12 protein-coding genes are annotated in these 13,971 nt (G+C 38.0%); all 12 read right to left on the reverse strand.

What is annotated here, in order from left to right; genetic code table 11:
• Positions 1-16: 16 nt before the first annotated feature.
• The 12 genes from BMY66_RS12250 to BMY66_RS12305 all read right to left on the reverse strand — a co-directional run bounded on the left by BMY66_RS12250 (position 17) and on the right by BMY66_RS12305 (position 13,391).
• On the reverse strand, positions 17-700 hold the full coding sequence (locus BMY66_RS12250; RefSeq protein ID WP_090395369.1) for a transaldolase family protein: 684 nt from the start codon (positions 698-700) through the stop codon (positions 17-19).
• A gap of 69 nt (positions 701-769) precedes the next feature.
• Positions 770-2,179, reverse strand: a complete 1,410-nt coding sequence (locus tag BMY66_RS12255; RefSeq protein WP_090395370.1) for an SLC13 family permease — start codon at positions 2,177-2,179, stop codon at positions 770-772.
• 28 nt (positions 2,180-2,207) lie between these two features.
• Positions 2,208-3,677: an MFS transporter gene (locus tag BMY66_RS12260; protein ID WP_090395371.1), complete on the reverse strand. Its 1,470-nt coding sequence runs from the start codon at positions 3,675-3,677 to the stop codon at positions 2,208-2,210.
• A gap of 22 nt (positions 3,678-3,699) precedes the next feature.
• Entirely contained in the window at positions 3,700-5,712 is a 2,013-nt protein-coding gene (locus BMY66_RS12265; RefSeq protein WP_090395372.1) for an alpha-glucosidase, read from the reverse strand.
• A 107-nt stretch (positions 5,713-5,819) separates the two neighbouring features.
• The gene (gene thrH / locus BMY66_RS12270) at positions 5,820-6,422 is read right to left on the reverse strand and encodes a bifunctional phosphoserine phosphatase/homoserine phosphotransferase ThrH (RefSeq protein ID WP_044938597.1); all 603 of its coding nucleotides are present in this window, start codon (positions 6,420-6,422) and stop codon (positions 5,820-5,822) included.
• Between the two features lie 17 nt (positions 6,423-6,439).
• Positions 6,440-7,636 (reverse strand): homoserine dehydrogenase, encoded by a 1,197-nt coding sequence (locus BMY66_RS12275; protein ID WP_090395373.1) that lies wholly within the window; start codon positions 7,634-7,636, stop codon positions 6,440-6,442.
• 4 nt (positions 7,637-7,640) lie between these two features.
• Complete coding sequence (locus BMY66_RS12280; RefSeq protein ID WP_044938603.1) at positions 7,641-8,084, reverse strand: ACT domain-containing protein; 444 nt, start codon at positions 8,082-8,084, stop codon at positions 7,641-7,643.
• A gap of 83 nt (positions 8,085-8,167) precedes the next feature.
• Positions 8,168-9,305 (reverse strand): peptide chain release factor 2 gene (gene prfB / locus BMY66_RS12285; protein ID WP_143063585.1). Its coding sequence is split into 2 segments (ribosomal slippage): positions 8,168-9,229 and positions 9,231-9,305, totalling 1,137 coding nucleotides; the frame shifts between segments, so codons are not numbered across the junction.
• A gap of 38 nt (positions 9,306-9,343) precedes the next feature.
• Positions 9,344-10,612: a S41 family peptidase gene (locus BMY66_RS12290; RefSeq protein ID WP_090395374.1), complete on the reverse strand. Its 1,269-nt coding sequence runs from the start codon at positions 10,610-10,612 to the stop codon at positions 9,344-9,346.
• A gap of 77 nt (positions 10,613-10,689) precedes the next feature.
• The gene (gene ftsX / locus BMY66_RS12295) at positions 10,690-11,598 is read right to left on the reverse strand and encodes a permease-like cell division protein FtsX (RefSeq protein ID WP_090395375.1); all 909 of its coding nucleotides are present in this window, start codon (positions 11,596-11,598) and stop codon (positions 10,690-10,692) included.
• Positions 11,588-12,268, reverse strand: coding sequence for a cell division ATP-binding protein FtsE (ftsE, locus tag BMY66_RS12300; RefSeq protein WP_033153148.1), 681 nt, complete (start codon positions 12,266-12,268; stop codon positions 11,588-11,590). The genes ftsX and ftsE overlap by 11 nt, the downstream gene beginning before the upstream one ends.
• 34 nt (positions 12,269-12,302) lie before the next feature.
• The gene (locus tag BMY66_RS12305; RefSeq protein WP_033153146.1) at positions 12,303-13,391 is read right to left on the reverse strand and encodes a PucR family transcriptional regulator; all 1,089 of its coding nucleotides are present in this window, start codon (positions 13,389-13,391) and stop codon (positions 12,303-12,305) included.
• Between the last annotated feature and the right edge of the window lie 580 nt (positions 13,392-13,971).

Here is a 13,971-nt window from a genome sequence, read left to right on the forward strand (position 1 = left end):
AACTTCGCTTTGCTCGTTATTTAGTTGTCATGTCCCAGGCATCGCAGAATGTACCAAGGCCCTGGGTTGTGTATGCATGCTTCATGCAATCCTGATATACTGCAAGGCCTGTAGTTACGATGTCAGCTCCTGCAACTGCGCAATCTGCAATTTGCTTTGGTGTACGGATAGCTGCGCAAATGATTTCTGTTTTACCGTAGTAACCATAGTTCTTGTAAATATCTACGATATCTTTGATATATTGCTTGCAATCTTCACCGTTTGCTTCCTTCCATCCGATGAATGGTGAAACAAAAAGTGAACCATTCTTTGCTGGAAGTATTGCCTGTGCTGGTGAAAATACAAGAGTTACATTTGTGCGAATTCCCTCTTTTTCAAGAATGCGAGCTGCTGCAATACCAGCTTCTATTGCTGGAATTTTGATTACAAAGTTTGGACTAATCTTTACAACTTCGCGAGCCATCTTGAGCATCTCTTCTGTATCTGTAAGATGTGGATTAATTTCTACTGATACCGGAAATTTATCAACCCCTTCTAATCCCTCTTCTTTAATCCAATTAGCAATATCTGTGATTGCTGTCATAAATGGTTTACCACTTAACATAATGTGGCGTGGATTTGTTGTTACTCCATCAATTCCAAATGTGTTGTACGCATATTTGATTTCATCGAGTTTCGCACTGTCTAAGAAAAATTTCATTTTAATTACCTCCCAAATTGCATTTAATTAACGCTTTTAATTAATTATTATAATAACTCTTTATCTTTTTTAATCAAGGATTATCACAGAAATAAATCCAACTATTATCGCAGTCATCATTCTCAGCACTGTAACCGGCAATCCTTTTCTCATAAGCTTTGCTGGATCGAGTCCGTAAGATACTGATATTGCCCTTACTGATACTGGAAGAAGTGACTCATAATTCATAGCCATTGCTGTTGCAAAAACATAAGGCAATGGGTTGAGTCCCAGCTTGCTAATTACTCCTATAACTATTGGTAAAGTAACAGCCGCGGATACCGTACTGTTTGTCATCTCAGAAACCACACATGCAAAGATTGCAAATATAGCGATAGTTTCGAATCCTCCTGCAAGATGCAAGGACGCAATAAGATTTGCAATTGTATCGTTTGCTCCAGAACCTGTAAGAATCTGTCCTAAAGCAAGACCTCCTGCAAATAGAAGAAGCATGCCCCACATAACTTCTTGCTGCGCTCTATCCCAAGTGAGAAGCATCTCCTTCTTTTCCGCTGATACTATTACAAAGTTTAAAAATCCAAGTATTAAAAATAGGTATGCTGGCACAAGTCCTGGAAGAATATCTGCATATAACGGTCTGATAAATGAACCAAGCATTGCCGCTATAAAGAGAATTAGACTTACTTTCTCATCCTTTTTCATTGGGCCCAATTGGGCGTAGCACTCTTCAAAATACTCCTTCGTTCCTGAAAGAGAATCTGTCTTAAGTGGTTGCAACAGCATTGCCACTAACACAACTGCCGTTGCAATGACTGTGTATGGAAGCATATTTATTAGCCAATCTACATACATAAACTCTTGACCAGTGTATTCTTCTATAAAAGAGATTGCCGTGATGTTCATGGCGCCGCCCAATGGCGTGCCTGCGCCCCCTACCTGAGAGCCCCATGCTATCGCACATAAAATCGGAGTAGCCACTTCGCAATTTTTTATATCCTTGTATCCAGCTGCTGCAAGCATAGACACCGCTATTGGTGTAAATATTGCTACTACAACAACATTTGGCATCATATTAGAAAGCACCACAGCTGCAAGTAGCCACACTGTAATCTGTGATTTCATAGATGGACCTATTAATGTCAGCGCCTTTAGCGATATTCTTTTATCTAAACCAATCTGAGACCAAGGTGCCGTTAAAAGGCAGGAGCCAAATATCAGAATGATACTGCTTGACGCATACTGACTAATAACATCTTCCATTGGTACAATATTGAATATTGCATTTATAACCCCAGGCAGCAAAGCTGTAACTGTGATATCCACAGGTCGTGAAACCCACCAATATATCATCCAAAGTGCTGTTCCCAAACCTTTAGCTGCCGTGTAATTCATAAAGCCGCTTTTCCCTAAGCCTAATGAAACCAATAGAAATAGAATTGGTCCCACGCAAAGTGAAAACAGCCTTTTTCTTGTATTCATTATTTCCCCCAAATCTGCTGTATCTGTATTACAGTTTTACAGCATTTTCCTTCTTCCAAAGCTCATTATATTTAAAGCCTGTTACCTTCTCGCAGACTTTTATTTCTTCATCTGTAGCCTTGCTGCTATCTTCACCTTTTCTTCTTGCGATTTCTTTTTTCACAATATCAAACTCCCTTTTGTTCATTGGGAATATGACTGCAAATATAATAGTAAGAACCATAAGGATAATTGGTGCCCACACGTATAGCTGGGTAATGCCTGCCTGTGTTGATGCAGCCTGGCGAAGCTTTTCCGAAGCTAATGTCTCGTCATATCCTATCATCATAAGCAACAAACCAATGATTGTTGAGCTAAGACCAGTTGCTATTTTTCTGATGAATGTAGCCATTCCAGAAACGATTCCTGGTCTGCTAATAGATGTGATTAATTCATCTACATCTGCCATATCAGATAGAATTGCATAAATGCTAACCGATGATGCTGCCATACCAAGACCAATGATGAATGATAGAACCAAAATGATTGCAAATGGTGCCCCCTCATATGAGAAGAAGAGCAATGATATCGTTGCCAATATTCTGACTGGAAATCCTACCAAAATTGGAAATTTCTTTGATGTACGTGGCATTACAATTGAAAAAATTATAGTGCCAGAAAATTGTGCAAGCAAAAGCACTCCCATCATGATAGTAAAACGACCACCCGAGTATGCGTTCAAAACATCATCAACGTAATATACAGCAAGTCCTGTGACGAAGTCCGCTGCTCCTTGACCTGCCAAGAATATGCAGATAAACAATTTAAATGAAAAGCTTTTATATACTGTAAAAGACTGAACAAGGCTCTTCTTTAATGGAACATTTACAGGTTCTTTCTCTCTTTCCCATGTTCCTAAAAATGTAAGCAAGATAACCACAAAGAATATGATTGAAAAAATCAAGGCAACTAAAAAATACTGAGAAGCATTTGTGTTATCCTTAATGATAATTGTTGGAACCAAACCAGCAATTATGGCGCCCAAACTAGAAAAGACTGTTCTTATACCGGAAAAGCTTCCACGTTTTACATAGTCATCAACCATATCTGGCAAAAGACCATTATATGGCACCATAACAATAGTAAAACCAGTTGAGAAAAGCATATACATCAATACATAAAATGCGTACTGGCCACCGGTGCTTTGGCCGCCAACACTTGTCCACAATAACAAAAATGTAATTGCAGAAATAATGCTTCCCAACAAGATATAGAATCTTTTGGCACCAAATCTGGAGCTGGTTCTATCAACAATGTTTCCCATAATAGGATCAGTGATAGCGTCCCATACTTTTCCAATCAAAGGAATTGTTCCTGCTAGCGCAGGTGACATGCCAAGTGCTTTTGTTAGAAATACTGTAAAAAATGTACTGATAACTACAAATGCACCACCACCATAGATGTCTGCAAAACCATAAGAGCATTTTGCTAGGAAACTATTCTCCCTGTTTTTCCCCATAGTAAAAACCTCCTAAACCTTATTAAATTATCCCCCTCAAAAAATCCAAATCTGATGATTCTTTTCTAACAAATACCGGTGGTTGTCCTATTTCAGCATCCACATATACGGTTCCTTTTTTATATTCTTCCCCTGTGAATAAGTGAACCCATGTATCATCCGGTAAAGTTACGTTCCTGCCTTTAGCCCCCGCTTTAAGAACAGGTGCAACAAGAATATCTCTTCCCAAAAGATATTCTGTTGTTTCACTATATGCCCATGGCTCATCATAGTGATAAAAAATCGGTCTCATCACCGGTGTACCTTTTTCAGTAGTCTGGCTTACTAACCCCTTTAAATAGTCAGCCAACGCTGAATGCCATTTTGTACACTTAGCCAAATGAGCCAACAGCTCTTTATCCTCATTAAACTGAACATTATTTCCTGGCTGATTGCCTTCATGAAATCTATACAGTGGAGAGAAAACATTCATCTCCTCCCATCGCATAAGCAATTCCTTGGAGCGGCGCATGTGCATGATAGTGGTGTAACCACCAACATCTGAATGAGATATGCCAAATCCTGACATGGCCAGAGATAATGTTGCTGGTATTACTGATGGCATACCATCATCGATTGACCAATCCACATGCTGATCTCCCGTCCACATCATTGCTGAATCCTTAACTGTTCCTGTGTATCCTGCTCTAGTGAAAAAGAAAACTTCATCTTGGGCACCGCACTCTTCTATCGCTTCACGATTAAGCTTTGCCCATATAGCAGGCCAGCTGTTATGGAGAAATTTTGCATCTCCGTTGAATAACACGGCGTCGTCTGGCAGATATTCCCCAAAATCTGCCATCCAGCCTCCCATGCCTATACCAAGCATGTTTTCCTTTATAAGACTTTTGTACCATTCATAAGCCGCTGGATTTGTGAAATCAACCATTGCTGCCGGAAAAGTGGTAATAGTAACTAAATAATCTTCACCATCTTTATTTTTAACGCAGTACCCCTTTTCTTTGGCTTCCTGATATATATCTTTTTCAAGCGCTATGAACGGGTTGATGTATCCCAAGAAACGGACGCCCTTTGCTTTCCATTCTTTTATTTTTTCTGGAAGATTTGGATATTGTTCTCTGCTATATTTCCAGTTCCACATAACCTGATAACCAAATCCTGTGCATCTGCATCCGCACCAATCCTGGCACCAAACTCCCACGACTTTTACGCCAGCCTCATCTAATTCCTTAAGCTTACGATCAATATTTCCACAACCATCAAAGCCTTCTACAACTTTGTCTCCATCCTTCACCCAGTCTTGCATAGCGATTATGCCACCGTCATATATCCAGTCTGGCAATTTGCGCTGTCTGCCAAGCAGAGCCGTAAGCTTCTCTGATAGTTTCTCAAAGCTTTCAGCTTTTTCACTATAAATGTGAGGAAGCTCTTGAGTATATATAGTGATAGCGCCTGGCTTTCTGAAATCAAATTCACCATACGCATTCATATCAACATGAACGTAATACTTGTCTGATGAAATAAATGTAGGCTGAACATAATACGATTCGTATTTATCAAATTTAAGCTTTTTATTAGGACGTTTCCCTCTTATCTTTTCTTTGATAATCTTTCTTGAAATACGATTTGCATTCTGATGCTCGGCAACCCAAATTCTTACATTTTGTCCTTTTAAATCAAACTCTGAATATGTTTCACCACAACCATAAATATGCTCCTCACTGTTGGTAGGGAATGTAAGCCAAAACCTGTTCACTTCCCCATGATTGCCTTCAATCTGAACCATGCTTAATTCTTTTTTATCGCCAACATCGGATAAAACTAATTTGAATGTTTGATTTTTATTTGGTGTCGAAAGAATTACTTCAACGCCATTTTCAGTTTTCTGCTCTGAGACAATCTTGCATTTTTCTTTCCAGTGAATCTTCTGCTTATATTTAAAACTGCCTCTATCCATGGTGAAGTTGTTTTCGCCAAATCCAACTTCCACTGTAAGATTCTTGTAATCTACTATAGTAATTCCCCCTTTATGCATTTAATTAACTCTCTTAATTAATTTAAACCTATTTTAGTTTAATGAGTTCCTTTTATCAACCATTTTCCACTTATTTATAAATGAAAAATTACACAAAAATAGAAGCCCTATTTTTGGGCTTCTACAATTGCTTCATATAAATCATCATATTCTTCAAATGCAGGATACTGTGGGTAATCCTTTTTTATTGCATCTGTTGTTCTGAAGAGGAATCCTGCCTTTGATGCTTCAATCATAGCTAAATCATTGAAGCTATCACCACTTGCTATTGTCTCAAATCCGCAAGACTGTAATGCACGAACTGTGGTAAGCTTGCTCTTCTCACAGCGCATCTTATAGCCAGTGATTTCTCCGTTATCTGCAACCACCAATTCATTACAGAAAATGGTTGGCATGCCAAGCTTTTCCATAAGCGGTCCTGCAAACTGTGAAAAGGTATCGCTGATAATGATTACCTGGCCAAAGGCTCTAAGTTTATCTAAAAATTCCTTTGCTCCAGGAAGAGGATCAATACCTGCAATAGTTTCCTGTATCTCTTTTAATCCAAGACCATGCTCTTTCAAGATACCAATTCGATAATTCATAAGCTTATCGTAATCAGGCTCATCTCTTGTAGTCTTTTCGAGCTCAGGAATTCCTGTAGCTTTCGCAAATGCAATCCAAATTTCTGGAACTAAAACACCCTCTAAATCCAAACATGTAACAAACATAATATTCTCCCAATATATTAATAGAATCTAATTGCTGATATTATTCCACCTAATGCTGCTTTTCTCTCGTTAAACTCATGCTCTGTCATTTCCTGAGTAATGAATCCTGTTTCGTCATCTAAATCAAGATTTGCATATTCTACATTTTCGAATTCATTCTCGATATTTGACTGGAGAGCTGAAGTTCTAACGAAGTATCTATATTTCTGCTCGTTAGCATCTGCAAGCTCAAGCTTTTCAGCAGACCATCCGATTCTAACATGTTTATCTACGTTTCTTGCAAGGAAAACCATATCTCCAACTACCGCTGAAGCTGTTGGAAGAGCACCTGCTCCTGCACCGTAGTACATTGATTCGCCAAGCATATTACCGCGTACTGAAACTGCATTCATAACACCTGCAACATGGTAAATCATCTGACTAGGCTTTACTAAAAATGGTGCTACGCGGCATGTGTAAGTATCCCCAACCTTTGTGCTACGTGCAACCAACTTGATGCTGTAGCCCATTGACTTAGCATACTTGAAATCTGTTGCTGTTATTTTGCTGATTCCTTCTGTTGGTATCTCATTGAAATCAACATTTTTACCTGAAACAAGAGAAGTGAGAATAGCAATTTTTCTGCAGCTATCATGGCCTTCAACATCTGCTGTTGGATCCTTCTCTGCGTAACCAAGTGACTGAGCTTCAGCTAATATTTCATCATAATCGCTACCAAACTGTTCCATGTTTGTAAGCATGTAGTTTGTAGTACCGTTACAAATAGCTGACATCTCTTCGATAACATCACCTGTGAGGCAAGCTGTAAGTGTACGTATAATTGGTATTCCGCCACCAACTGCTGCTTCAAACACAAAGTTTACGTTGTTGTTCTTGGCTATTTTCATCAACTCAGCACCCTTGTCTGCTACAAGTGCCTTGTTAGATGTAGTAACTGATTTTCCTGCCTCAAGCATGGCCTTAACAAAAGTAAATGCTGGCTCAACACCACCCATAGTTTCAACAACTACTTTTACTTCTTTGTCTTTAGCTATTTCTTTGTAATCCTTTACGAAGCATTCTTCATGTGGGTCACCAGGGAAATCTCTAAGGTCAAGAATATACTTAAGCTCTAGTGGCTCACCAAGTCTTTCTTTAATGATGTCACTATTAGTATCAAGAACTTTTGCTACACCAGAACCTATTGTTCCGTATCCCATAATTGCTACTTTCATGTTGTCACTCCCTTGCTAATATTTTTACGTAATGGACACCGTTAATGTTTTCAATTGCGCTAACTAGATCCGAAAAATCCCCTGAATCTTCAAGAACATCTACCGAGATGGTGAGAGTTGCAAATCCCCCTACAGGAATACTTTGATGAATCGTAAGAATATTTACATGGAAATGAGCCATCACATCCAATACACTAGACAAAATACCAGGCTCATCCTCTAGTTGAATGACCATATTTACCGTTTTACCCTTGGTGTCCTCATGGAATGGAAATATGTCATCCTTATACTTATAGAAGGAACTTCGGCTTATTCCTACAGACTCCGTTGCCTCTTGTACAGAATCGCATTTCTTTGTTTCAAGAAGCTTCTTAGCCGCCACAACCTTAAGTAATACCTCAGGTACAGCTTTTTCTTTTAATACAAAATAGGTAGTTTTCTCTGCCATATATCCTCCAAAAGTGTCTTTCGTACAAAAACATTTGTACTCGTTCAGAAGATAATAACATTAAAAGCTACCTATTTCAAGTCCTAATTCATATCTGTGGCTCCTCTATCTGGGCATCCCAGTGAAAGCCATTTTAAATAAGCATTCATAAATGGTGTAATCTTGCCATCCAGCACCGCATCAGTGTTTCCTGATTCCTCACCGGTACGCAAATCTTTTACCATTGTATAAGGCTGTAATACATAAGATCTGATTTGGTTTCCCCAGCCTATTTCAGAAACCTCACCACGAATTCCGCTGGCCTTTGCAGCATTTTCTTCCTGTTTTAACAAAAGAAGCTTTGTTTTTAACATCTGCATTGCCTTATCGCGGTTTTGATGTTGGCTTCGTTCATTCTGACATGTAACAACAATTCCTGTTGGGAAGTGTGTGATACGAATGGCAGAACTTGTTTTGTTGATATGCTGTCCGCCGGCACCTGAAGAACGATATGTATCAACTCGGATATCATCATCCTTAATCTCAACATCAACATCTTCTTCTATATCTGGCATAACATCACAGGAAGCAAAGGATGTCTGACGCTTTCCCTGTGCATTGAATGGTGAAATACGAACAAGTCTGTGGATACCTTTTTCTGATTTAAGATATCCGTATGCATTTTCGCCATTAACCTGGAATGTAACGGATTTGATCCCCGCTTCATCGCCTTCCAGGTAATCTAATTCATCAACTTCAAAGCCTGCATCTGAAGCCCAGCGAGTGTACATGCGGTATAACATCTGTACCCAATCGCATGCTTCCACACCGCCTGCACCTGAATGAAGAGTTACAATAGCACTATCAGCATCATATTCTCCAGATAGTAGTGTTTTCATTCGAAGTTTCTCTAATGATTCTTCGAACTCCTCTATCAATACACCTACTGTATCAACTATTTCCTGGTCCTCTTCCTCGTTGCCAAGTTCAATATAGTCTTCTATTTCTTTATATAAGTCCTCAAGTTTATCTATGACTGAAACATCATCCTTCATGGACTTTAATTCCTTCATTTTGGCTGTAGATACCGCTGCATCTGTCCAAAAATCCGGTGCTTCCATTTCGCGCTCAAGCTCTTCTATACGAGCCTTTTTTGCTGCGACGTCAAAGTGAATCCCTCACTTCCGTCATAGAATTTTTCTGCGCTGTTAAGCGCTGCTTGAACTGATCAAGTTCTATCACGAAATCACCTCTTTTCAATAATGGCAATAGTTTAAATACTAATTAGAAGCTAATACCTCTAATGCTTTTTGTATTTGGTTATCTAAGTCTACACTATATGCATCTTCTTCACCACCTAAAAACTCATATTCGAGAACTTCATCTGGTGTGATACCTGTTCCGTGGATGCACTCTCCACTAGGTGTGTAGTATGTCTGAGTAGTAAGCTTTACAGCTGAACCATCTGTCAAAGGAATTGTTGATTGAACAATACCTTTACCAAATGTCTGTGTTCCAATAATTGTTCCATAATCAAAATCACGAATTGCGCCAGTAAATATTTCAGCTGCTGATGCTGTATTTCCATTTACTAAAACAGTCATAGGAATAGATTTGTAATTTGCTGCATCTGATGTGTAATCTTCTCTGTTTCCAGCTTTATCCATTGTATATACTACTGTGCCTTCTGGAAGCAGATAATCTAGAATATCAACTACGGAATCTAACAATCCGCCACCATTGTTTCTCATATCAAAAATAACTGATGTCATTCCCTGAGCTTCAAGGTCTTCGTAAGCTGCTACAAAATCATCATATGTTCCATCAGTAAACTGAGATACCTGAATGTATCCAACATTATTATCAAGCATCTGGTGCTCTACAGTAGGTGTTGAAATTGATGCACGTGTGCATGTGACAGTCATTTCTTCACCTTCGCGATTAATGACTAATTCAACATCTGTACCCTCATCGCCGCGGATATGTTGTACAAAAACATCTAAATCTTCTTCGGTTGCAAAGATTCCATCGGCCGAAACAATGATATCGCCTTCCTGTAGACCAGCTTTCTCTGCAGGTGTATCGGCATATACTTTTGTAATTGATACTTCCCCTGTTTCTGCATTCTTCTGAAGAAGTGCTCCAATACCGGCATAGTTACCTGTAAGTGTGTCCATTAAATCCTCGTATTCTTCTGCTGTATAGTATGCAGAATATGGATCATCAAGACTTTCCACGATACCAGCATAAACACCATCGATTAATGTCTGATCATCAACATCCTGATAATAGTAGTTCTTAATTATGTAGAGGATTGTCTGCAGCTTGCTTTCTGATGTGGCAGAATCCTCTGTCAATGTATCAATCACTCCCTGTGAGCTATCTGACACAGAGGTCTTACGACCAAATAAAACAACAACTGCTACTAATGTAGCAAGTAAAAATCCTACAATTAAGCCAACTGTTGTGCCAATTACTACGGGCCATTTACTAGTCTTTGGCTTTTCTTGAAGCTCTGGTGAATAGTTAGATTCGTATTCTGTATTCATATAAAATGCCTTTCCTTTATATTGATAAAAGTGCCTTAGCTACTGCCAAGGCACTCCACGTAACTTGAAATATTATACTAGACTCTAAGATGCTTATGCAAGGTTACTCGTGAGCCAAACCAACCGATACCAATTCCAAGTACTAATGAAATAGGAACCAATGTATTGAATATAGTCTCAATTGGAATAAATGATACCATGCTGCTGAGAAAATTAAACTCTGATGCAGCATACTCAATTACCTTGCCATATATAAAGTACAAAAGTACAAGTGGTATAGCAGAACCAATCAATCCAATAAACACACCTTCTACTACGAATGGCTGTCTAACGAATGCATCCTTTGCACCTATTAATTTCATGATTGCGATTTCTTCTCTTCGAACAGAAATACCAACCATTACTGTATTACTAATCAAGAATACTGATACTGCAAGAAGAATAATTACGATAGCCATTGAAACGATTGTAATAGCTTTATTAATATCTGTAAGTGTTTTAGCAGCCACTTCTGATTTATTTACCTGACGTACTCCATCAAGTCCTTCAAGGAATGAAACCAAGGTAGACTGCATCGAAACATCACTAAGATAGATTTCGTAGTTTGCTGAATTTGCAAGAGGATTATCATCTGCAAATCCTGCTGCCAAATCTTCATTTCCACCAAAATATTCTTCTTTGTATTCTTCCCAAGCCTGATCTGCTGAAATAAAATCATAGCTTGCTACTTCTGGGCGTTTTGAAATCTCTTCTCCTATTTCGTCTATGCGTGTCTGTGAGATTCCCTCATCAAAGAAAACTGTAACCGCTACACCTTCCTCTGCTGATTTAACCATTGCCTGGAAGTTTGTTCCTAAGGAATAAAATATACCAAACAAAAAAATACAGGCAGTCATAGTTGCTATTGACGCCAGAGAAAACATTTTATTTCGCCAAACGTTTTTCAAACCTTGGCCGATGTTGTAAATATGTGTACTAATCTTCATAGTCATCACCTCCAACATCGCTAACTACCACGCCTTTTTTGATGGTGATAACTCGTTTATTCATTGCTCTAACTATTTCCATATTGTGGGTAACTACTACTACAGTTGTTCCCCTTTGATTGATTTCATCCAAAAGTCGCATGATTTCCCATGTGTTATCGCTATCAAGATTTCCTGTAGGCTCATCTGCAAGGATAATCTTTGGCTCGTTTACAAGGGCTCTTGCTATTGCAACACGCTGCTGCTCTCCACCAGAAAGCTGACTTGGACGAGATTTATATTTAGCTGCAAGTCCAACTAATGAAAGCATAGTTGGTACTTTCTTTTTTATTTCTCTGTTTGATGACTCTACAACCTTCATTGCAAAGGCAACATTTTCGTAGACATTTCTATCAGGCAAAAGTCTGAAGTTTTGGAATACAACTCCAACATTTCTACGGTACATTGGAATCTTTTTATGTGTAACCTTTTTAAGGTCCTGTCCATTAATATAGATTTTTCCTTTTGTAGGCTCTAATTCCTTTAATAACAATCGAATCAGGGTGGATTTACCTGAACCACTATCACCCACTACGAATACAAACTCGCCTGGATCAATGTGTATTGTAACATCTTCCAAAGCTGGTTTTCCAACTTCATACGATTTACTTACATGATCTAATCGTATCAATATCAATACCTCATTTCTATAAAACTAAGTGTACTTAGAATTTTTCATCTTCCATATACTTCATGTATTTTACAACCATTAAGGCAATTTTGAAAGTGATTGCATCTTCAAAAACTCGTAAATCTAATCCTGTGCTCTTTTCAAGCTTATCAAGACGATATACAAGAGTGTTTCTGTGAATATATAACTGTCTAGATGTCTCAGAAACATTTAAGCTATTCTCGAAGAATTTATCAATAGTTGTAAGAGTCTCTTCGTCAAAATCATCAGGAGATTTGTTATCGAAGATTTCTGATATAAACATCTTGCAAAGTGGAATAGGTAACTGGTAAATAAGACGTCCTATTCCAAGAGCTGAGTATGCAATAATTTTCTTTTCATTAAAGAAGATTTTACCGACATCCATAGCCATAGAAGCTTCCTTGTAAGAACGAGAAACCTCTTTGATTTCGCCAACAACAGTACCATAAGAAACGCGAATATTCTTATTATCCTTGTCGTGGAATGCATCGATTATAACTGCAGCAATTTTATCTACATCCTCGAATGTATCATTCTCTCCAAGTTCCTTAACTACAATAATATTGTGCTCATCAACTGCTGTCACAAAATCCTTTGTCTTGCCGCCAAATACTGAGCGAACTCTATCAAGCTCGTCGCCGTCTTTGTCTGGGCCAACTTCAACAATCATAACAACTCTTCGCGCATTAATATCCACATGAAGCTTCTTAGAACGATTATAGATATCAACAAGAAGTAAGTTGTCGAGAAGCAAATTCTTAATAAAGTTATCTTTATCGAAACGCTCCTTATAAGCAATCATTAATTCCTGTACATGGAAAGCAGCAATCTTTCCAACAGTAGATGCTTCTTCGTCATCCCCTTTGGCTAAAATAACAAATTCCAACTGCTGATCATCAAATACCTTAAAGAAGTGATACCCTAAAGCCACCTGGCTATCTGCCTCAGATGCTGCAAACACAGCTATAGCGTCTGCAAACTGAGCTGTATCATTAAAAGTAGATGCGCATACAACACCGTCAGAATCAGTCACTGCTAAATCTACTTTTGTAAGCTGATGTAATCCTTCGATTGTATTTTGCATGATTTGATTAGAAATCATAGGTCGTACCTCCTGATTAACTATGCAATATTAACAATGCCAAAACCTTTTTTTGCATACAAATTCACATAACCTATGCTCATTCTAATATAAATAACCAAAAAATGAAATAGCAAACTTATATTTATTTATGCAAATTCACAACTAGCCATAAAATTACAATTATGTGGAGCTTTTGTGAACAGAAAATCAAATCTCATTATTGTCTGATAATAGGCAGCATATTCAGATATTTTTTCTTCTCTTTTAAAGTCAAGCATATTAAGCAATTTTACAAGTTTTGTTGATTTAAGACAAAACAAGCGTTCTCGAAAATTGTGGATAACTTTTATGATTCGTTCACAATTTCTGTGGATAAAGTGGATAAATGGTTTACAAGTCCGAATTTACGTGATGATTGTGTGATTTTTTGTTGAAAAAATATTTCATTTCCACATTGTCTGAAATTATATTCTAGTTTAACAATTTCTGTTTTTGTGCAAATTTTCACTAAACGGTTCCAGTATTCCAAAATAAGTTTTCTGACAATTAGTGTCAAATTATTATAAATATTATTATTTTATCTGCTCTATCCTAACGG

The organism is Pseudobutyrivibrio sp. C4 (genome assembly GCF_900111635.1).
Classification (GTDB): Bacteria; Bacillota; Clostridia; order Lachnospirales; family Lachnospiraceae; genus Pseudobutyrivibrio; species Pseudobutyrivibrio ruminis.